Source organism: Psychrobacter sp. Marseille-P5312 (genome assembly GCF_900291405.1).
Lineage (GTDB): Bacteria > Pseudomonadota > Gammaproteobacteria > Pseudomonadales > Moraxellaceae > Psychrobacter > Psychrobacter celer.
Genome location: NZ_OLML01000001.1, coordinates 513,357 through 534,527, shown reverse-complemented (window position 1 = coordinate 534,527; position 21,171 = coordinate 513,357). Strand labels below are relative to the sequence as shown.

Below are 21,171 nucleotides of genomic sequence, written 5' to 3'. Positions count from 1 at the left end.
AAAAATGGCTACCGACAAATAACGGCTAAAAAAACACTGTGCTAGACCACGATAATGATAAAAAAGGAGAAAAATATGAGTTTATTAGGAAATTTAGTCAGTCAGGTGGCTCGTCAAGCCATGAATCCTGCTGACGCCCAGCATAACCCAGTCAATCAGCGGGCTGATACAAGGCGGACGGGCGGTCTGGGTGATATCTTAGGAAGCGTGCTGGGAGGCAGTCAGGCAGGTGGCTATAATCCGCGTCAATACGATCGTCAGCCAGATAATGGCTTTGGCCTAGATGACATCATCGGCGGTCTTACGGGCGGCGCGCAGCGTGGTGGTGTCAGCGCAGGCGCTGGTGGTTTGGGTGATATCTTAGGAAGCGTGCTGGGTGGTCAGCGCAGTCAAAGCGGCTTTGGCGGTAAAGGCATGCTTATCGCCGTGCTTATGCCCATGGTGCTCAGCTGGATCAAGCGTAATGGTGGTCTGAGCGGTGCATTATCCAAAATCACGGGCATGGGCTATGAAAACCAAGCACGCTCTTGGATGAGCAATCAGCAAGACAATGAAAATCTCGACCCAAACGATGTCAATCGATTGTTTGATGAAAGTGAGATTCAACAAGTGGCAGCGCGTACTGGTGCCAACGAAGCCGAGGTGCGCCAAGGCATTGCAGAGCTGCTACCTGAAGTCGTAAATCAGCTTACCCCCAAAGGTAACTTAGATACCGAAGCGGAGGCTAACGAAGAAATTGATCAAATCATCAGCCAGTTGTCCAACCGTCTAGGCGCTTTACGATAATGGTCCCATGCTTGTGTTATAGCTACCTTTAGCTGTGTAGTCTGCCGCTACTTACGCAGACAGCTGATAGCGGCCAAAAGAGCACGTTTGTATAGCGTGCTCTTTTTTATTGTGAGGACTTCAATAATACATACTACATAGATATGTTAAAAATGGTGAACAAATGCGCAACGGTGCTGGTAATCTTATAAGATGAGGGTATCAGCCACTGAATAGGATACTGACGCATGCCGTTTAAGCCGATCCAAGCCGCTATTGCCATCGTCGTAGGTCTTATCATCTGGTTTGTCATTCCTGTACCGACGGGCGTCACCGCTGACGCATGGCACATGCTGGCTTTATTTATTGCCACCATCGTTGCCATTATTGGTAAAGTGCTACCCATCGGGGCGATAGCGGTCATTGCCGTAACGCTTGTGGCTTTGACGGGTGTGACCAGTGACAGCCCAAAACAAGCCATCAATGATGCGCTCTCTAGCTATTCAAGCCCGCTGATATGGTTGATTGGTATCGCAGTGATGATATCGCGCGGCCTTATCAAAACCGGTCTTGGTCGCCGCATTGCTTATTATTTTATTTCTATCTTTGGCAAAAAAACCATCGGAGTCGCGTACTCATTGACGGCAGCTGAGCTGATGATAGCGCCTATCACGCCGTCGAATACCGCGCGTGGTGGCGGTATTATTCATCCTATTATGAAATCTATCGCCCAAAGCTTTCATTCAACGCCAGAGGAAGGCACGCAAAATAAAATTGGTCGCTATCTGGCGATGGTCAATTACCATGCCAATCCGATTACCTCAGGGATGTTTATCACCGCCACCGCGCCCAACCCTTTAGTGGTAGACCTGGTAAATAAAGCCACAGGCGGCAACATTCAGCTGTCGTGGACAACGTGGGCGGTGGCGATGTTTGTGCCGGGCATTCTGTGCTTGGTGGTGATGCCCTTGGTGATTTATCTGATCTATCCACCTGATGTCAAAGTCACACCTGACGCTAAAGGCTTTGCAAAAGACAATTTGGCAGACATGGGTAGCATCAGCCGCCAAGAAAAAATCATGCTCGGTGTGTTTGGCCTGATGCTACTACTCTGGGCCAATATCCCGGCGCTGCTATTGGGTGAGCAATACAGCGTCGATGCCACAACGACGGCTTTTATCGGTCTGACGACTTTGATATTGACTGGGGTGCTAACGTGGGAGGATATTCTCAAAGAAAAATCTGCTTGGGATACCATCATCTGGTTTGGTGCTTTGATTATGATGGCCGCTTATCTGAATGAGCTTGGCTTGATTCGCTGGTTTTCTGACAATATCGAGGCGATGATTGGTACGACGGGTCTGGGCTGGGTAGGTGCCGTGGCGATTTTGACACTAGTGTATTTGTACATTCATTACTTCTTTGCAAGTACGACTGCGCATATAACCGCTTTATTTGCCGCCTTTTATGCCGTCGGGCTGAGCTTAGGAGCGCCGCCCATGCTATATGCGCTGATTTTGGCAGCAGCGGGCAACATTATGATGACCCTCACTCATTATGCGACCGGCACCGCCCCCGTCATCTTTAACTCAGGGTATGTGACCTTAAAAGAGTGGTGGGGCATCGGCGCTATCATGAGTGTGGTCAATCTGGTGATTTGGATAGGGGCAGGTATGATATGGTGGAAAGTGCTTGGCTATTATTAATAGGTATCTGAGTGTTAGATGAGTCACGGTTAAAATCGCTCATCTAATGTCTCAAGCGTGTAGTCAAGGGCGGCAAAGCAGATGTCACTCTTAAAGCCTCTATACTGCAAAAACCGTAATTGACGAGCCTTGTCTTTTGGCTCACGGGGCAAGGTATTGCCGTATTTTTTGGTGCGAGCGGTCACCGCTAGCTTTAGCCAGTCAACGCCTTCGAACAGATTGTCATCACCATCTTCGACAAATTCGCTAAACTCCTCAGACTCTGCATTTGCCATATCGATCAGCTCATCGATGTTGTCTGGCATGGCTATTTTTTTTTGATAAAACGCTTGCTTGATACGGCCGCGCCCCCGTCCTTTACGGATGTTTTCACGGATGAGCATGAGGGTGGTGCGATAATCACTTTGATAGCCTTTTTCCTCAAACTCATCGAGTAAGGCATCAATCTTGTCTGGGTCTTGCTCCTTATCGAGCAGTTTTTGCTTTAGCTCTGCTTTACCATACTCACGGCGCGACAGATAATAAAAAGCCAGCCAGCGCAGGCGACTCTCTGCCTTGATAGCGTCAATCTCAGCTTGCCTTTGCTCAGGGGTGCGAAGATACGCTTTTAGAGCAGCAGGTAAGTTGTCCGCTTGCGCGTCTGTACGGTGACTATGGGTAGCTATAGGGTCAGGCAGTGGCGCTGAGCCTTCTGTGCTCTCTAAATGATCTACACCCTCTAGGCGCGCATCGCTATCAGCGGTGATGGTAGGGGCGCTATCGTCCGAATGACCATGAATATGATGCTTTACCTCGGCCAGCATCTCTTTGATACTTTGCGCCTTTGGTGGCTGATACGCAGGTGCGTCGTTAGGCTCAGGGCTAAAGCTCGCGGCTGGATGAAAGCGTTTTTCACGTCTTTTACGTTTGGCTGTAGACGCCGACTTCTGAGACGTATTTTTATCGACCCGTGCTGCATGAGGTGATCTGAGCGCTTTGGGTGTTTGGGAGGTTTTAGAGGTTTTAGATGTTTTAGAGGTTTTAGAGGTTTTTTTTGGCTTGCTAGTAGGGGCGCTCGCTGAGTCGGCGTCCGATTCAGCGAGTATTTCAGCTAAGGTTTTAATGTTCATAATCAATCATAACGATAAATAAGCGTGCCGTTATTGTACTGGCTCAGGCGCTAGGTCTTCATCTTTTTGAGAGGCGTCAGTGTCTTTGGCGCCTTTTTTGCTACCAAGTTTTTCTTCACGGATCTTATCTTCGATTTCTTGAGCAATACTAGGGTTTTCTTTTAAGAAAAGCACAGAGTTGGCTTTACCCTGACCGATTTTTTCATCGCCATAGCTATACCAAGAGCCTGCTTTACCCACAGCGCCAATTTCGACACCTAAGTCGATGACCTCTGCTAGGTGATTGGTGCCTTCGCCATAAGTGATTTCAAACTCAGCTTGGCGGAAGGGTGGTGCCATTTTATTTTTGATGACCTTGACACGGGTTTGGTTGCCGATGATTTCATCACCGTTTTTGACCGAACCGATACGGCGAATATCCATACGTACTGAGGCATAGAATTTCAGCGCATTACCACCGGTTGTGGTTTCTGGGCTACCAAACATCACGCCGATTTTCATACGGATTTGGTTAATAAACACCACCATACAGTTGGAGCGTTTGGCATTACCTGTGATCTTACGCAGCGCTTGGCTCATCAAGCGGGCTTGTAGACCCATGTGTGAGTCACCCATCTCACCTTCAATCTCAGCGCGCGGCGTGAGTGCGGCGACGGAGTCGACCACGATCATATCGACCGCCCCCGAGCGTACCAGCATATCGGTAATCTCCAGCGCCTGCTCACCGTTATCAGGCTGAGAGAGCAGTAGGTCATCTGTATTGACCCCAAGCTTACGCGCATAAACAGGATCAAGCGCATGCTCGGCATCGATAAAGGCACAAGTACCGCCTTGTTTTTGACACTCAGCGATTGCTTGTAGCGTCATGGTGGTTTTACCTGAGCTCTCTGGCCCATAAATCTCAATGATACGGCCTTTTGGCAAGCCGCCAATACCAAGCGCGATGTCTAATCCTAGCGAGCCTGTCGAGACCACATCGGCATCGAGGACTGCAGAGTCATCGCCCAGTTGCATGATGGTATTTTTACCAAATTGTTTTTCGATTTGACCAAGTGCGGCTTTGAGGGCTTTGGCTTTATTGTCGTCCATACTGGATTCCTTGTCTTCAATCATTAGTGTAAAACGATAAATTCGATGATAGATAAAATACGGGTAATAGGAGGGCTATGGGCCATATATACTGACGGCTCCCCAAATGTTAGGCAACGGCCAGTGTCTAGCAAGACAAATAAGATGTCGTATCGATGATGTCGAGAGTGCAATCATTCTACTATACAGTAAAATTAATGACGGATAAAAGTAAATAAAAGTTTGATATACCTGCTTGTACAAGTAGCGCCTTCTCATTATTAAGGCGTTTGTTCATCTCGCTAAGCGTTAGGGGTGTATGGTTGATTGGATAAAGGTATTATAACAAAATCTGGATAGCATACTAAGGGTGCAGGTATGCTAAACGACATCAGTTGTCGCATGCATATTATTTTTAGAGTTATATAAGTATTGGCAAAATTAGTGAGTATTTTGGATAGGAAAATGGTATTGTTTGTCAATAGGGTTTGCAGTTGTCCACAATAAATCCTCGGTAAAAATTCGCTGATTGTGAAACATCAACTCTGATTTCGGTTTTTCTAAAAAATATGAAAAATAAATTTTTAACTTCTCTATATCGATGTAAGTTATTGATTTTGAAATATTTTTAAATTGTACAAAAAATGAACGATTTTACCTGACCCTTTAATATATCTAGGAAAATGCTTGTCAAGTGCTGACTTATACACAGGGTTATCCACAGCTTATGGGGAGAACTCACCAAGCCCTTGTAACATCAATGTTTGGGCAAATCGCTTATCATGACTTCTTAAAGATCAAAGCGGATTTTGTGATGTCACGTGTGTATTTTTCTCAAAAAATTAGTCTGTGTTGCCGACGTTTCACACTATAAAATAGTTATTTTTATAAAAATAAAACCGTCAAAATGGTCGCAAGAAGCGCTGAGTTGACAGTATGGTAAGCTTTTTATACTTAGTCGGCCGTGTTAAGGGGCGTTTTATCCGTTGTATCGGTCACATTCCGCCGCGCTCTTTATTATCTTCGCTGGCAAAGCGCCGCGTATAAAAAAGGCGGCTAATCTGTTAGCCGCCTTTATCGCTCTTTATCTAAGAGTAGATTTCTAATTGTTTGGTGTTAGTCTTTGCTATAAATCAAATCCCAAACGCCATGACCACGCGCGATGCCGCGGCGCTCAAATTTGGTCATTGGACGAAAGTCTGGTCTGTCAATAAAGTTACCTGTGCCTGCTTGGTTGGTGAGGCTAGCAAAGTTGTCTAGTACATCCAGCATCCAAAAAGCATAATGCTCCCAGTCAGTGGCGGCATGAAACCAGCCGCCTTGGGTTAGGCTGCGTGTCACAATCGCCATGCGTTCAGGACTGACAAAGCGGCGCTTATAGTGGCGCTTTTTTTGCCATGGGTCAGGGAAGTACAGCTGAATACGGTCGATATGGTTTTCTGGTAGCTGTTTGAGTAGTTGGATGGCGTCACCATTGATAATCTTGACGTTACGCAAGCCTTGGGTGCCGGCCATATAGGCGCATTTACCAATGCCTGGCTCATGGACTTCGATACCGACAAAGTTGCGCGCCGGCTCTGCGGCGGCCATCTCGATAAACGAGTCGCCCAAGCCAAACCCAATCTCTAGGGTCAGCGGTGCGTCACTGCCATTTGGGCTATCGGCAAATAGCGCGCGCAAGTCATGGATGCCTGTTAAGTCGCCATCGCCAAAGCTGTTATTGACCAAATAATCGGCGAACTCGGGCGCAGTCAACGCCAGCTCGGCGTTTTTGTTCATGTGTGTACGTCGTTTCATAAAGGTGTTGACGATACGAATGTGTTTGTCCGCGGCAGGCGTGCTTTGGTTGTCATCAACGTCAGCGCTCGCTGTGTCGACGTCGATTAGGGTTTGCTCATCAGTGGTTGGCGTACTGGTGAGATTATCATTACTATCAGGATGTTGACTCATAAGATGGGCAGTGCTTCATTAGGTAAGTGAGATGGCGTCATTATAAGTGATATTGTTGCGACTGTGAATGTGCAATACGTTTTTAGCGGTTTTATACGGTTATAGGAGATGAGAATAGATGTGACATCAAAGACGATAGTAAAGACTATCGCAATGATAAAGGCTATTAAAGTATCGAAAGACGTCAAATCGGTGTACACGGGTTTTCTATACAGGGCAGTTGGCGTTATCATATAATAATGATTGATATTTTTTAAAACTTAGAGCGTACTCTCATGTTATTTATCGAAACGGATTCGCCACCACCGTTTTATCAAGAACAGCTCACAGCAGCCAAGCGCAAGCAGCTGGACAAATGGTTTATTGGCCATCGTAGCCAGCATTATTATCTAAAGCGCTTTGAGGAATTTGATGAGCAAGGGTATTTGTCGCCCAAATGGCACTGGGCGGCATTTTTCGTCACCTTTCCTTGGCTGCTATACCGCAAGCGTTATATGGACGCCATTGTCTATAGTGTGGCGGGTTGGTCGTTTATTCAGCTTAATGTGGCGCTGGTCTTGGTTGCGTTTGAGTTTGTGGCGATGTCTTATGTCCCTGATGCGTATCAGATGGCCACCCGTATCGGTATTGCCGCGGCTATTTGGCTGTTTTGGTCGTTTATGGTGGCGCGTTGGACGGATGCCTATTATTATCGTATGGCGCGTCGTGAGATTGCGGATGCTATCAATGACCATCCGCGTGATGAGGAGGCGCAAAAGGCGCACCTAAAAAAAGAAGGCGGCGTGAGCTTGTTTGGTTTGGGGCTTGGTTTTGGGTTTTTTGCATTTGCACTATTGGTGATTAAAGTGCAGTTTTTGCCTATCATTGCCAAACCAAAAGAAAACGCGGTGCTGTTTGATACTTATGATATCGCCAAAAACGCCCAAAATCGGGTGGCGCTGATCTATCAGCAGACTGGGCAGTGTCCTGTGAATCTGCCGCTTAGTACCGAGGATCAGCAGGTGCGCATGCATATCGCCGTCCAAGCGCCAGGGGTGACCAATACCGATTGCGCCATCATTGCGACCATTCAAAACGTTAGCTTTCCAGTGCGCTACCTCAATGATCAGACCTTGGTTTTTTATCATCTGCCAGATAGTGATGATTGGGCTTGCACCAGCTCACTCAATAAAAAACAAGCCCCCAAAAGCTGCCTAGCTGATTGATGCATGGATATCGGAGCAAGGGTGTGCTGTGCTATCGAGCGTGTATCCCAGTCAATGTCGTCAAAGTAGTCAAGGACAATGCTTTAGGGTTTGGAATCAGCGGCGCTGGCATCTTGGTCATCGATAGGCGTTGCTTGACTCTTTAGTGGCTCATAAAAATCAGTCAAATCCATCTTGCGCGCTTTATCGATATCTTCATCAAATAGACTCTCAAGCTCTGCCATGGCTGACTGCGCCGACTCAATCAGGCTGGCTTCGTCGCCATAAATGGCTTGCTGGCGCTCAATCAAGTCATCATCGTAATCACGGAATGTCTGCACCGTTTCTCGGGCTTTTTCTGGAGAAATACCCAGCAGCTGTAGCGACTCGCGCGACATATCTAACGACGACAGGTAAGTCTCGCGCCAAATATGACGTACGCCTACTTCACGCAAGCGATAATAATGCTGACGATCTCGCGCTCGTGCTAGGACGATCATATCGGGATAGTTTTTGCGCAAATACTGGGCGGTGGTGATAGAGCGCTCCAAATCGTCAATCGCCAATATAAACACCCGTGCTTTTTTGATGCCAGCAGCGCGGAGGATTTCAGGGTTTTTTGGGTCGCCGTAATAGACTTGGTTACCAAATTTACGCACGAAATCGACACGGTTGGCTGAGCGTTCAATGGCGGTAAATTCGATATTGTGCATGCGCAGTACGCGCCCGATAATCTGCCCGACACGGCCAAACCCTGCAATGATGACTTGATGCTCATGATCAGGAATCGCATCGTACTCACGGCTGGGCTTGCTTTTGGCAAATAATGGCTCGCCGATTTTTTCTAGCAATAAAAACGCCAATGGTGTGAGCGCCATAGAGATGGTGACGATGAGGTTTAAGGTGTTGGCAACCTCAGAGCGCAAGACGTTTTGGGCGCTCGCCACGCTAAAGAGGACAAAGGCAAATTCACCACCTTGTGCCAGTGTCACGCCCAGCCTAATACTGGTCGGCCAGCGATTGCCTGAGACTTTGGCGATGGCGGTAATCACGGCAAACTTAATCACCATCAGCGCAATGGCGCAGCCAATAATAAAAATAGGCTCCGCTAAGATAAGCTTGACGTCTGTGAGCATGCCAACCGACATAAAAAACAAGCCCAAAAGCAAGCCTTTAAACGGCTCGATACTGGCTTCGAGCTCGTGACGATATTCAGAGTCTGCCAGCAATACACCCGTCAAAAACGCGCCCAGTGCCATTGATAGACCAATCTGACCCATCAAAATCGACACGCCTATCACAATAAAAAGCGCTACCGCCGTGAGCAGCTCAGAGGCACCACTGGAGGCCACAAACTTAAAAAATGGACGTACCACATAACGGCTGGCAAAAATCAGACCCGCAAATACGGCAAACACTTTACCAAAATACAGCAGGTCGTAGCTTTGCTCGCGCACCCCTGACAAAAACGGAATGACCGCCAATAAAGGAATGACGGCGATGTCTTGAAACAATAATATAGTAAAGGCTTCACGGCCATGAGTGCTAGAGAGCTGCTGCTTTTCGGTCAGTATCTGTAAGACAAAAGCGGTGGAGGAGAGCGCAAGGCCAAAACCGACGATAAAGGCAGTATCTAATGCCAAAGAAAAAAATTGGTGCAAAAGCCACATTAACAGCATGCCAGTGAGGCCAACTTGCAGACCACCGAGGACAAAGATCGAGCGCCGTAGTGCCCAAAGCCGCGATGGTTGTAGCTCAAGGCCAATGATAAACAGCAGCATGACCACGCCAAATTCAGAGAAATGCAGCAAGCTCTCAGCATTACCTGCCACATCCAAGCCGCTCGGCCCCAAAATCAAACCAGTAATGAGATACCCTAAAACTGTCGCGATACCAAATCGTTTACCAAGGGGTACAAACAGCAGCGCTGCTCCTAAGAAGATTGTAGCTTGTAACATCAAATTTGGTGAGCCGGCGGCGGCAGCGAACATCTGGTATCCTCAAATAGTGGCAAGGTCAAAGACATAATCAAAAACGTGGTCAAAAAAATATCAGAAACCTGCGTTATTTTTTGCGGTAAATTTTCCAAACGCCATTGTCGGCGATGGGGTTGTTGTAAGCATCGTTACGGCGCTTACGCGGTGTCTGTCTGCTATCGACCACTTTAACATCAGGCAACGCATGGACGATAAGACCGGTACGATAAAAGCGTACGCGCTCAGGCTCCATCATCTCACCCTTACTATCGCGGCAAAATACATAAGCACGTAGGTCAATAAACTCACGATGCGCCACCAATCTTGCCTCGTCATCGTTATCAAATACTGCTGACATGCGCGCAGTCTCCTCGGCACTATAATCGCCGCATTTATCAATCAGGGCACCGACCGAGCCAAAGCTTTTGGATTCTTTGGCTCGGGTTTTGGTCAGATGCAGGCGCTGCACATGATAAATAAACTGCGGTATCTCAAGGCTGGCTGGCAGTGGCAGATAATCGGGCGGTAGGTTGGCTGCAGGATAAAAAGCCATCGCGCGCTCAAGTAGGGGCTGCCAACGCTGCTGGTAGGCCTGTACCTCGGCTAAGTTACCTTCGTAAATGGGCATGTCGCGGATCTGACGCAAGATATCAGGTGGAAACTGCTCGTCACGAAACTGAGCAATATCGTCTTGCAGCGTCGATAGCAAAACTTTGGCGTGTTTTTTGCCCTCTTTTGACGTTGGGTTGTCAATATAGTCTGGGGCGACAAAGGGCGCGGAACGTCTAGACATAAGATCACATCGTCAAGGAATCGGTTAAAAAATACAACTCAGTGTATCTGCCATGGCAAATCAATCAGTAAATAGCAGTTTATAATTATTATAACCATATAAACGCCAATAAAAGGTTTTTTTTAAATAGGATAAGTAAAGTTTTGCTAGAAATTGTTGAGATGGGTTGGCGGTAATGGGTAAGTGATAAGCAGAGTGGGCTATTTTTAACCCATTTAGGTGACTGTCGATTGAATGGAGGGCATGTCATCGAATGGATCGTGCTGGCGATGGTATTTGCTCACTGTCTAAATACCATCGTTAATTGACGCCGTTTTCTGTCTTTTGTAACTAGGGCGTGTTGAATATTCACAAATAGTCTCTGTCAGTGCCATGGTTGAAGGTTCAACACGCCCTAGTGACTAGTGACTGTGCCCGATATGGTTATTCGCAGAGCTTTGCTGCTCTGATATGTCGCAGACCAATGCATCGCTATGGGCGCTGNATTCACAAATAGTCTCTGTCAGTGCCATGGTTGAAGGTTCAACACGCCCTAGTGACTAGTGACTGTGCCCGATATGGTTATTCGCAGAGCTTTGCTGCTCTGATATGTCGCAGACCAATGCATCGCTATGGGCGCTGGTCTGCGGGTGTGACAAGCTTTCAACCTGAATGGTGGCGTGATGAATACCAAGCGCAAGCAACCCTTGCTCAAGATTGGCAATCAATACGCTGGCATCCGAGATTCTCATATCCCCATCGACCATCACATGGCAAGATAGCGCATTTAGCCCGCTGGTGATGCTCCAAATATGCAGGTCGTGGACTTGTTTTACTTGTGGATGGGCAAGCAGTTTGTCCTCGACATCCACCAGCGATATGCCTTCTGGCGTGCCCTCCATCAAGATATGTACCGAATCACGTACAACGCGGTAACCACTCACTAAGATAAGTATGGCGACGATCACCGACGCTGCGGCATCGGCCCAAACCCAGCCAAACCCCATCATCAGTAAAGCGGCGACAATAGCGGCCACTGAGCCCATCAAATCACTTAATACATGCAAGTAAGCGCTTTGCATATTGAGGTTGACAGGCTCTTTGGAGTCATCGCTTTTATTTGCTTTTTCTTTATTTACTTTGTCTGCATTTGCTCCATGGCTATGGGTGTGCCCATCGCTGCCGCTACTACCACGATGCATCAGCCAAGCGACCAAGATATTGACCAACATACCGACCGTTGCCACAATCAGCATGCCTTGCGTCGCAATCTCTGGCGGTGAGTTAAAACGTTTGATCGCTTCATAAAAAATCATCAAGGCGATAATTACTAGCGTTGCACCATTGACGGTGGCCACGATAATCTCAAAGCGTTTATAGCCAAAGGTCTTTTGATGGGTGGCGGCTTTTTCGCCGATTTTAAATGCCATCAACGTCGCACCAAGGGCGATGGCGTCGCTGAGCATGTGTCCTGCATCAGAGAGTAACGCCAAGCTGCCTGTCAGTAAGCCACCAATCGCCTCGATAAACATATAGCCTGTGATGATCACAAAGCTAATCAGTAACGTACGCTGATAGCCTTTGGTATCTCTTGGTGCGGTGTTTTGCTCTAGGTGAGTGTCATGATCATGAGCGTCTTGATTGCCAGCAGTATAGTTACTATCGTTGTTTTTATAGACATCAATAGGCTCACTTGGAGGCAAATGCTTATTTTGCTTATGACTAGGATCTTTTTGACTCATAACGTTACTCAAATTTATTAAGACTTTATGGTAAATAACTTCAAGGATTAATGATAAATCTAACATAGTCGAGTATTAGAAGCTGTAACGACGAGGTAAAAATGCAGCCAGTAAGCTATAGTCGATTCACTGCAAAAATGACATCGTGCTACTGGTATGAATTTTCCTTGCATGCTGTTATTACAGAGGCTGCGCAACATTCATTCCAGTAGCACTCTTCAATTTATCACCACGTTATTTTGAACTGACTATACGTTTAGTAGCCTAAGAATAATAAGAGGAAACGGTGATAGGTTTGAGGTGTCAGCCTACCAGCCGACAGGGTCGATATCTAAAGTCAGTTTTAGATATTTAGCGCTGGGTAGCGCCAGTACGGGTTGCCACCAGTGGTTCAGTACTTGGTGGAGCTGTCCGCGCTCTTTGGCGATGAGGAGTAGCTGGGCATGGTAGCGGCTGTTTTTTTTGCTCATAGGGGCATCGATGGGCCCGAGCACGGCCAAATTGTGGTTGCTGGGCAAGATAGCGATGGCATCTTTGAGCGCTTGCATGGTGGCGGCTAGGGTTTTGCCTTCGCAGCGAATCAGCGCGGCATGGGTATGAGGCGGCAGTCCCATCATTTTGCGCTCTTGTAGTAGATCCCGCGCAAATGACAGGTAGCCGTCTTTTACCAGCTTTAGTAGTAGCGCGTTGTCAGGCTGTAGCGTCTGGATCAGCACGCGTCCTGCCTTGTCTCCGCGGCCTGCTCGACCGGCGACCTGAATCATCAGCTGCGCGGTATGCTCAGGCGAGCGAAAATCCGCGGACAAAAAGCCGCGATCGGCGTTGGGCAAGCACACCAAGGTAACGTTTGGAAAGTGATGACCTTTGGCGACCATCTGCGTGCCAACCAAGATAGCAGGATCACCTTGATTGATACGCTGATAAATATTTTCCCAGCTGTCTTTGCGCCTTGTGGTATCACGATCGATTTGAATGATAGGGTATAGGACTTTGCTGGTTTGCGGATTGGCAAAAATCGCGTGCAAATTTTCGCTAAGCCTGGTCGTGCCTATACCTTTGGCATCCAAGTTTTGACTGCCGCAGTCAGGGCACACCGCTGGAATATAAGCTTGCCAGTCGCAGTGGTGGCATTTGAGATAGGCATTACTGCTGTTTTGGCGGCTATAGTGTACTGTTAAATGCGCATCACAGCGTGGACAATCTGCTTGCCAGCCGCAAGCTTCGCACAATAAGACAGGTGCGTAGCCGCGCCGATTTAAAAACACCAGCACCTGATCGCCAGCTTCTAGGGTTTGCCGTATTGCTCCAATCATGGCGTCTGTCAGTCCAGTATCGTAGCGGGCGCCGTCGTCCGTTGTCTGCTGGTGCGTACTTTGCAGACGCGCATCGATAAGCTGCATGGGTGCAGGTTTGGCATTGCCTGGCCGTGTCGATAGCTGACACTCTATGAGTTTGCCATCATCGACCAGTTTTAGATGCTCAAGCGAAGGGGTGGCGGTACCGAGGATGACGGGGATGTTGTGTTGCACGCCGCGATAAAGAGCGACATCTGCGGCGTGGTAGCGCAGGGTGTCTTGCTGCTTATACGAGCCATCATGTGCCTCGTCAACGACAATCAACCCTAAATCGGCAAAAGGATAGAGCACTGCTGAGCGTGTACCAATGATGATTTGGGCGTGTCCTGTACGGCAGTCTTGCCAGCCCTGCAGGCGGTGGGTGTTGTTCATGCCAGAGTGTAGCAGCACGATATCTGCGGCAAAACGGCTGGCAAAACGGGCGCGCGTCTGCGGTGTCAAGCCAATCTCTGGCACCAAAATCAAAACCTGTTTGCCCGCCTCAAGTACCGCTTGCATGACTTGTAAATACACTTCGGTCTTACCGCTACCAGTAATTCCGTTTAATAAAAACCCAGTATAACGGCCAGCTTTGTGAGCGGCGATGATGGTGCTGACCGCCTGTTGTTGCTCGTCATTGAGATCAAGTGGCAGTTTGGCCAGTTTGACAGGCGTCGGTGCTTGTTTTGGCTCGATATAGCGCTCGATGAGTCCTTTTTCTTCCAGTGTTTTTAAAAAAGGCCGCTGCATGCCTTCTAATAACAAAACGTCTTCGCTGGCACCGCGCTCGCCGTGCAATTTGAGCATATCAAACTGCTGTTTTTGTTTTTTGGCATTGGGATGAAAGTCGTCATCAGTGATGTTCGGCAGTATGCGCCAGTGCGTGATCAAAAGGTCTAGCGGCTTGCCTTGACGCACCAGCGTCGGCAAGATCACGCCAAACACATCGCCCAGTGGATAGTGATAGTAGCGTGCCAGCCAGTAAGCAAGCTTTAGCATCGCCGCGTTTAAGATAGGCTCGTCATCCAAGCATCGATAGATAGATTTGAGCTTATTTAGTGGTATGCTGCTATCGGCGGCAGCAATATGAGCAACCACGATACCGATAAGTGTCTGGCGACCGAAAGGAACTTCGACACGGCTACCGATTGCTGGACGCGCGCTAGGCTCAGCAGTTGGAGTAGCCTGCGTAGCTGCTGGCATGCGATAGTCAAATACCCGGTAAAGGGGCACAGGTAGAGCAACTTGTACCAACATAAAAGGTGTCGCCGTCTTATTAGAGAAATATCATTGCCACAGACGATGATTTACATGGTCGGCATAGGCAGCGTTAGGTACTAAAGTCGAAATAACGCCCCATTAACCAAAAATATTTGAATATTTAATAGGGCGTGTTGAACAATCACAAATAGGCACTGCTGATCGCTAAAATTGTTCCAGACAAGGCGCAAAGCGACGATAATGCAGATGCCTTAGCTAGATTTGCAACGCAGTATGGCGCAATTTTAGCATCAGCCGTAGGAACAGGACTCTTTTTTGCCGCTTCATTGGTAAAAATAGACGCTTAGAGCGACTAAGCTTACTATTTTTACCTTCGAATCGTCTAAAAAATAGTCTCTGTCAGTGCCACAGTTGAATGTTCAACACGCCCTAGACTCTATTCAGCTATTCACTGCTAAAAACCAATAAGCTTAGCAGGGTGCTAAGCTTATCGTTACAACACAGATCTGAGAGGTAGGCTTACTCAATATACATGATGGCTTCGATCTCAACCACGCCGCCCTTTGGCAACGCGGCGACTTGTACCGCCGCGCGCGCTGGGTATGGCTCGCTTAGGTTGGCGGCAAACACATCGTTGAGCACGGCAAAGTCGCTTAGATCGGTCAAAGAAACGTTGAACTTCACCACGTCACTTAAGCTACCGCCAGCAGCTTCACAAACGGCTTTTAGGTTGGCAAATACTTGCTTGGCTTGTGCTTCAAAGCCTTCTTTTAGCTCCATGGTGTCTGGGTCAAAACCCAGCTGACCTGAGACATAGACAGTGTTGCCAACTTTAACGGCTTGTGAGTAAGTGCCAACGGCGGCAGGTGCTTTGTCTGTTTGGATGGTTTGACGAGTCATAGGATATCCTTGTTATCTGTTGTTAGATGAGTTTCTCAGTTGGGTTTTGAGCATACAGTGGCAGCCTGTACTGTTTTGCTGCAAGCTGCCCAGTTTAGCATTGTTTACTGCTTTCTAAAAACATCTGAGTATCGCGCCGCGTTTTATAATTTGCCGCGTCATCAAAAGCTGCTTGTGCGATCGTCAATCCAATATAAACACGACTTGATAGCCATGTGTCTGATTTATTTGGATTCGACGATAGAGCGACACATCTAGCTGCTACTCAGCGCTATAGCTGATATAGACGGATAATATTGGGGAAGCCGAGTAATGAGCGTAGCTCGCGGATACCCTGCGCTAAGTGGTTGCGGCTACGTACCACGATATGGAGGATGGTATCGCTGCTGCGTACATCGATTTTTTCGACGCCCATATTGAGCTGGCGCAGGTGATAAATCACTTCACTGATTTGCTCATCGCTCAAGGCGATAGAGAGTTTAAGATAAGCGGGGAAACGAACCTTACCGTTATTTTTGATCCCCGTCTCGCCCACCTCGCTTTGGTTGACAGCTTTATCGCTGCGCCAACGCAGTTGAATGACCTGATAAGGATTGTCTTTACGAATGTCATCAAGCGAAAAACACTTATGACGATGGACGACCAGACCGTGGCGTGATAAATGACCGACGATAGGGTCGCCGTAGATCGGATGACAGCAGTTGGCAAAGTTGATCTCAACCCCTGAGGCGTTGACGATCAGCTGCTGCGGCTGGGTCATGTCATCGCTATTTTCTTGCGCGTGTAGGTCGTTGACTTCGTCACTAAATAAACGGGTAACGACCAGCTGCGGCAGCAATGTGCCAGAGCTGATTTGCTCAAATAAGGTGTTTTTTTCTGTCAAACCGCGCCATTCAGTTAGGTTTTTCCAGTCGCTGTCTGTCAGGTCGTCAAGGCTTTTTTGATAAGTCTTAAGCGCGCGATCTAAGGCTTGCTTTCCATGATGCTGTTTGTCAGCAGCGGACAAGTCCTTAAACCAGCGCAATATCTCTTCACGGGCCTTGTTGGTGGCTACAAACCCAAGCCACTCTGCTTTTGGCTCTGAGTGGTTGTCGACCTCGATTTCAACCAGTTGGCCATTTTTGACCACCGTGCCCAGTTTGGCTTTTTTGCCATCGATGTTGGCACCGACAGCGACGTTGCCGACCATCGGGCCGACAGCATAAGCAAAGTCTAGGGCGGTGGCGCCTTGCGGCAGCTCGTAGGCTCGGCCTTTGGGGCTATAACAAATGATTTTGCTAGAGTGTAAATAATCCATCAGCTCGTTAATGGTAGAGACGGCCGCCGAAAAGTCAGGACTGCCATCATTTAAGCTGTCCTCTTCGACCAAGTCCTTCATGTTACGCAAGGACGCTTGAATGACCGATTGACTGACATCAGAGGCATGCTCAGCACCGATGACCCCAAGCCTTGCCGCGCTTTGCATTTGCTTGGTCAAAATCGTAACTTTGACCACGTCATTGTCGCGCTCGTAGATGAGCGTCAGCGACTGATTGCCACCTGGCAGCGGGCGGCGAATATTATCAGCAATATGGGTGTCGTCGATTTGGTATTTTTTGATCAGATAATAGGCGAGCTTATCGCAAGCTTCGATATTGTCGAGTACGATCTCAAACGCATAATGACGCAATAGCGCACTGATTTCGCCGCGGTTGCGAAAAAACTGTCGGTAAATCACCACGCGGTTGTCCAAGACCTTGACCAGACCGTTTAGATCTAAGTTATTTAACACGATACTCAGATAGCGATGAATGGCTTCTCGTTGAAAATTGCGCCCCAAGCCATGCTGCAACAGCTTATCTGAGAGCTTGTTGTACATCTCAGAGTCAAGGTTGCGATAGCACAGTACCTCGATATAATCGGCGATGTCATTGAGACCCATCAGCCGCGCAAAGGGCACATAAAAATCCAGCGTTTCTTGTGCGGTGGTGCGCTGTTTTTCTGGGCGCACCGCATCCAATGTCGACATGTTATGCAGGCGATCTGCCAGCTTGATGATCAATACTCGTGGATCTGCGAGGGTTGCGGTCAAAATCTTATGAAAAGTGGCAGCTTTGTTTTCTTGTTTATTGTGTGCCGAGGATTTGAGCTTGGTGACACCATCGACCAATCTGGCTACGGCTTTGCCATAGCGCTCGGCGATTTGCTCATCACTGACCTCAGTATCCTCCACCGTATCATGCAAAATCGCCGCAATGATGGTATCTCGATCCAAGCGAAAACCTGCCAATATCTCAGCGACCGCAATAGGATGGGTGATATAAGGCTCCCCTGATTTGCGCTTATCTTTGATATGGGCGATGTCACCAAACTCACAGGCATCAATAACATCACGGCGCTCGTCGGCAGTGAGGTAGCCTACTGAGCGCAATAAGTTATATTGAGCATCATCGACTAGGTGATGACTGAGTTTGGGCAAGGTTTGAATCATAAAGTGACGATCCTATATTTGATGACTGGGTTTTATGACCAGTTTTTATGGCTGCTTTTTATGGCCAGTTTTTATGACTAGGCAACTGCGATAACAATCAATCATCGATCAAGATAAGCGGCGGCTGACAAAATATGAACTCACTATAGAAAACGTGAGTGAGCGCCGTGCACCTTCTAATTAATCGTAAATCGCATTCAATGTCAACAGCTAAGCAAATCGCGCGGCAAAAAATCTAAAAATTCCCACTCAGTGGTATATTTTGGGGTCTCAGTGGTTATTACAACTGATACAACCAAAAAACCACAGCCTATGCTGTGGTCTCTTTTGTCATGGTGATATGACGGCTTTTTGGGCATATATAGCCCGCCTTAATCTGGTTGGTCTATCAAACCACGGTTAAAGATTAAAAGCTATGATCACCTGACAGGGCTAAGTCTAATGAGCTGGTTGCAAAGTTATGCTCTGGCTGATTTAAAATATCGCGGGTGATTTTGCCAGCAGCAATCTCACGTAATGCCAAAACCGTTGGTTTGTCATTGTCGACATCAACCATTGGCTCAGCGATACCTTTGGCCAATTGACGGGCGCGCTTGCTTGCGACTAAAATCAGCTCAAAGCGATTATCTACATTATCTAAACAATCTTCAATCGTCACTCGTGCCATAAATAGCTACCTCGGTTGTTTTTATTAAGCGGCGAAGATGGCCGCCACTCAATAAAAATAATATCAAAAATATATAAAGGGGGATAGCTAGACATTATAGCATTTTTTGCTCCGCCGCGTCGTTGCTTTTTTATCTCTACATCATAAAATCTGGCATGCCGCCCTTTTAATGTGTTAATTTGTCTGACGTTTTAGTCTGCTTGAGTGCCGAGCAAATTGGCAATGGTGCGATGGTAGCGCTGCTGCTGGCGGCTTAGGGTCTGCCTGTCAGCGACGATAATGGCCTTTAGCTCAGTCAATGCCACCTCAAAGTTGTCATTTATAATCACATAATCAAAATGGACGTACTGCGCCATTTCCGTCACTGCACCGGCCAAACGCTGCTCGATGACCTCCATCGAGTCTTGCGCGCGTGTTGATAGACGCTGACGCAGGGTATCGATACTAGGCGGTAAAATAAAAATCATCACCGCGTCCGTGAAGATTTTTTTGACTTGTAGCGCCCCTTGCCAGTCAATCTCTAAGATGACATCGACACCTGCGTTTAACTGTGCTCGTACGCTTTGCTCTGAGGTGCCATAATAGTTGCCAAACACCTCGGCATGCTCCAAAAACTGATTGTCATGGATGGCGGCGACGAATTTGTCGACATTGGTAAAATGATAATGCTGACCATCGACCTCGCCTGGACGCGGCGCGCGCGTGGTATGTGACACACTGACAGTCAAGTCATTGGTGGTAGCCAATAGCTGTTTTACCAGTGAGGTCTTGCCAGTACCTGAAGCGGCGGTGATGATAAATAGTGAACCTGTCATACAGTGTGTCCTAGTAGCGAGTGCCCTAATAAATATAAAAAGCTGGTAAAAAGAAAAATCGCCATCATTTATGGCGATAGCAGGGTTGATTGGTACCGTGATAAACAGCTGTTACGCATAATAAAGCACCTGCCCATCAGTAGGCGGTAGTCACATGACTACCACTTACTAACTGTGACCGGCGCAGGAATTTCGAAGGCAATAAAAGCAAATTATGCTACAGTAACGCATGGGTTTTATCCCAAACCTTCAATCAAAGCTTACTCCAAGCTGTTGTGAGACGTTTTATATAGTCTTAAATACAAATTATCTAATGATAGGCCTTTTTATGCAAATTTATCTTGCCAATCCGCGGGGATTTTGTGCTGGTGTCGATCGCGCTATTGCGATTGTCAACGAAGCATTGACACGTTTTGAGCCGCCCATTTATGTCCGCCACGAGGTGGTACATAATAAATTTGTGGTCTCAGACTTGGCCAATCGCGGCGCGGTATTCGTTGAAGAATTGGATGAAGTACCAGATGGTTCCATCGTTATTTTTTCAGCACACGGGGTATCAAAGGCGGTCGAGGATGAGGCTGAGCGCCGCGATTTGACGGTATTTGACGCCACTTGTCCGCTCGTCACCAAAGTGCATATCGAAGTAGCAAAGTTTGCACAAGAGGGCATGGATGCTGTGCTGATCGGCCATGCTGGACATCCAGAAGTCGAAGGCACCATGGGGCGATTTAACCGTGGGCATGGCGGTCAGATTCATCTGGTCGAAAACGAAAGTGATGTGGCTGCACTCAGTATCCAAGACGCTGAGCGCCTAGCGTTTGTCACCCAAACCACACTATCGATGGATGATACCGCGCGCGTCATCGATGCACTGCGCGATAAGTTTCCAAGTATTCAAGGCCCGCGCAAAGACGATATCTGCTATGCCACCCAAAACCGCCAAGATGCGGTCAAAGACTTGGCGGGCCGCTGTGAAGTGGTGTTGGTCGTTGGCTCACCAAACTCATCAAACTCCAACCGTCTGCGCGAGCTGGCCGAACGTATGGATTGCCGAGCGTATCTGATAGACAATGCCAGTGAGATGGACAAAAGCTGGCTGGAGGGTGTGCAGAGTATCGGGGTGACGGCTGGTGCCTCAGCGCCGGAAGTCCTGATCCAAGAAGTACTAAAGCAGCTACAAGACTGGGGTGGCGATTTGCCAAGCGAGCTATCGGGTATCGAAGAAAACGTGACGTTTAGCCTGCCAAAAGCGCTGCGCATTCCGGTCACTCAAGTAGGCAAGTGATATGAGTCGACAGCAGTCAAAAACAAAGTTTGTCTTAGCAGAAGCCACGCTAGATGAGATCAACAAGCAGCTAAAAATCAATACCTTTGTCACCATCGTCTTGGTGCTGATGCTGCTACTCAATACCGCTCAGTTTATAAAGGGTTGCAAACAGTTAAATAAAACATATACAAACCTACCTATTTATTACTATAATAGATAGATTAT

At 47.8% G+C, this 21,171-nt stretch carries 16 protein-coding genes; 5 read left to right on the top strand and 11 right to left on the bottom strand.

All coding sequences use genetic code 11. The annotated features are described in order from the left end of the window. Positions 1-75 precede the first annotated feature (75 nt). Together C6W44_RS02295 and C6W44_RS02290 are read left to right on the top strand one after the other, a co-directional pair. A complete protein-coding gene (locus C6W44_RS02295) occupies positions 76-786 on the top strand; it encodes a YidB family protein (protein WP_105244061.1) in 711 nt (236 codons plus the stop codon). Between the two features lie 227 nt (positions 787-1,013). After that, positions 1,014-2,471, top strand: coding sequence for an anion permease (locus C6W44_RS02290; protein WP_105244060.1), 1,458 nt, complete (start codon positions 1,014-1,016; stop codon positions 2,469-2,471). A 29-nt stretch (positions 2,472-2,500) separates the two neighbouring features. Here the strand turns inward: C6W44_RS02290 and C6W44_RS02285 are convergent, their stop codons facing one another. From C6W44_RS02285 to trmB, 3 genes are all read right to left on the bottom strand, one after another. Continuing rightward, the gene (locus C6W44_RS02285; protein ID WP_105244059.1) at positions 2,501-3,580 is read right to left on the bottom strand and encodes a regulatory protein RecX; all 1,080 of its coding nucleotides are present in this window, start codon (positions 3,578-3,580) and stop codon (positions 2,501-2,503) included. Positions 3,581-3,610: 30 nt separating this feature from the next. Further along, a complete protein-coding gene (gene recA, locus C6W44_RS02280) occupies positions 3,611-4,669 on the bottom strand; it encodes a recombinase RecA (RefSeq protein ID WP_105244058.1) in 1,059 nt (352 codons plus the stop codon). 1,095 nt (positions 4,670-5,764) lie between these two features. After that, entirely contained in the window at positions 5,765-6,598 is an 834-nt protein-coding gene (gene trmB / locus C6W44_RS02275) for a tRNA (guanosine(46)-N7)-methyltransferase TrmB (protein ID WP_105244057.1), read from the bottom strand. A gap of 275 nt (positions 6,599-6,873) precedes the next feature. Between trmB and C6W44_RS02270 the strand changes: the two genes are divergently transcribed. Continuing rightward, positions 6,874-7,803 (top strand): DUF2628 domain-containing protein, encoded by a 930-nt coding sequence (locus C6W44_RS02270; RefSeq protein WP_105244056.1) that lies wholly within the window; start codon positions 6,874-6,876, stop codon positions 7,801-7,803. Between the two features lie 83 nt (positions 7,804-7,886). Here the strand turns inward: C6W44_RS02270 and C6W44_RS02265 are convergent, their stop codons facing one another. The 8 genes from C6W44_RS02265 to gmk form a co-directional block, all read right to left on the bottom strand. Next, entirely contained in the window at positions 7,887-9,773 is a 1,887-nt protein-coding gene (locus C6W44_RS02265) for a monovalent cation:proton antiporter-2 (CPA2) family protein (protein WP_105244055.1), read from the bottom strand. A gap of 73 nt (positions 9,774-9,846) precedes the next feature. Further along, positions 9,847-10,551, bottom strand: a complete 705-nt coding sequence (locus C6W44_RS02260; RefSeq protein WP_105244054.1) for a hypothetical protein — start codon at positions 10,549-10,551, stop codon at positions 9,847-9,849. A 539-nt stretch (positions 10,552-11,090) separates the two neighbouring features. Further along, on the bottom strand, positions 11,091-12,272 hold the full coding sequence (locus C6W44_RS02255) for a cation diffusion facilitator family transporter (RefSeq protein WP_105244053.1): 1,182 nt from the start codon (positions 12,270-12,272) through the stop codon (positions 11,091-11,093). A gap of 308 nt (positions 12,273-12,580) precedes the next feature. Then, positions 12,581-14,863 (bottom strand): primosomal protein N', encoded by a 2,283-nt coding sequence (locus C6W44_RS02250; protein WP_105244052.1) that lies wholly within the window; start codon positions 14,861-14,863, stop codon positions 12,581-12,583. A 483-nt stretch (positions 14,864-15,346) separates the two neighbouring features. Continuing rightward, positions 15,347-15,727 carry a RidA family protein gene (locus C6W44_RS02245; RefSeq protein ID WP_075100471.1) on the bottom strand — a complete coding sequence of 127 codons (381 nt, stop codon included), beginning with the start codon at positions 15,725-15,727 and terminating at the stop codon, positions 15,347-15,349. Positions 15,728-15,998: 271 nt separating this feature from the next. Continuing rightward, complete coding sequence (locus C6W44_RS02240; RefSeq protein WP_105244051.1) at positions 15,999-18,197, bottom strand: RelA/SpoT family protein; 2,199 nt, start codon at positions 18,195-18,197, stop codon at positions 15,999-16,001. Between the two features lie 406 nt (positions 18,198-18,603). After that, positions 18,604-18,864, bottom strand: coding sequence for a DNA-directed RNA polymerase subunit omega (gene rpoZ / locus C6W44_RS02235; protein WP_068403827.1), 261 nt, complete (start codon positions 18,862-18,864; stop codon positions 18,604-18,606). Between the two features lie 191 nt (positions 18,865-19,055). Next, the gene (gene gmk / locus C6W44_RS02230) at positions 19,056-19,679 is read right to left on the bottom strand and encodes a guanylate kinase (protein ID WP_105244050.1); all 624 of its coding nucleotides are present in this window, start codon (positions 19,677-19,679) and stop codon (positions 19,056-19,058) included. 328 nt (positions 19,680-20,007) lie between these two features. Between gmk and ispH the strand changes: the two genes are divergently transcribed. Both ispH and C6W44_RS02220 read left to right on the top strand, forming a co-directional pair. Beyond that, on the top strand, positions 20,008-20,964 hold the full coding sequence (gene ispH / locus C6W44_RS02225) for a 4-hydroxy-3-methylbut-2-enyl diphosphate reductase (RefSeq protein WP_105244049.1): 957 nt from the start codon (positions 20,008-20,010) through the stop codon (positions 20,962-20,964). Position 20,965: 1 nt separating this feature from the next. Continuing rightward, on the top strand, positions 20,966-21,166 hold the full coding sequence (locus tag C6W44_RS02220; protein ID WP_105244048.1) for a hypothetical protein: 201 nt from the start codon (positions 20,966-20,968) through the stop codon (positions 21,164-21,166). The last annotated feature ends 5 nt before the right edge of the window (positions 21,167-21,171 follow it).

Coding starts and splice junctions, on each gene's coding strand:
- C6W44_RS02265 (WP_105244055.1), bottom strand. CDS start 9,773: ATGTTCGCTGCCGCCGCCGGCTCACCAAATTTGATGTTACAAGCTACA.
- gmk (WP_105244050.1), bottom strand. CDS start 19,679: ATGACAGGTTCACTATTTATCATCACCGCCGCTTCAGGTACTGGCAAG.
- C6W44_RS02240 (WP_105244051.1), bottom strand. CDS start 18,197: ATGATTCAAACCTTGCCCAAACTCAGTCATCACCTAGTCGATGATGCT.
- C6W44_RS02245 (WP_075100471.1), bottom strand. CDS start 15,727: ATGACTCGTCAAACCATCCAAACAGACAAAGCACCTGCCGCCGTTGGC.
- rpoZ (WP_068403827.1), bottom strand. CDS start 18,864: ATGGCACGAGTGACGATTGAAGATTGTTTAGATAATGTAGATAATCGC.
- C6W44_RS02285 (WP_105244059.1), bottom strand. CDS start 3,580: ATGAACATTAAAACCTTAGCTGAAATACTCGCTGAATCGGACGCCGAC.
- recA (WP_105244058.1), bottom strand. CDS start 4,669: ATGGACGACAATAAAGCCAAAGCCCTCAAAGCCGCACTTGGTCAAATC.
- C6W44_RS02250 (WP_105244052.1), bottom strand. CDS start 14,863: ATGTTGGTACAAGTTGCTCTACCTGTGCCCCTTTACCGGGTATTTGAC.
- C6W44_RS02260 (WP_105244054.1), bottom strand. CDS start 10,551: ATGTCTAGACGTTCCGCGCCCTTTGTCGCCCCAGACTATATTGACAAC.
- trmB (WP_105244057.1), bottom strand. CDS start 6,598: ATGAGTCAACATCCTGATAGTAATGATAATCTCACCAGTACGCCAACC.
- C6W44_RS02270 (WP_105244056.1), top strand. CDS start 6,874: ATGTTATTTATCGAAACGGATTCGCCACCACCGTTTTATCAAGAACAG.
- C6W44_RS02255 (WP_105244053.1), bottom strand. CDS start 12,272: ATGAGTCAAAAAGATCCTAGTCATAAGCAAAATAAGCATTTGCCTCCA.
- C6W44_RS02290 (WP_105244060.1), top strand. CDS start 1,014: ATGCCGTTTAAGCCGATCCAAGCCGCTATTGCCATCGTCGTAGGTCTT.
- C6W44_RS02220 (WP_105244048.1), top strand. CDS start 20,966: ATGAGTCGACAGCAGTCAAAAACAAAGTTTGTCTTAGCAGAAGCCACG.
- C6W44_RS02295 (WP_105244061.1), top strand. CDS start 76: ATGAGTTTATTAGGAAATTTAGTCAGTCAGGTGGCTCGTCAAGCCATG.
- ispH (WP_105244049.1), top strand. CDS start 20,008: ATGCAAATTTATCTTGCCAATCCGCGGGGATTTTGTGCTGGTGTCGAT.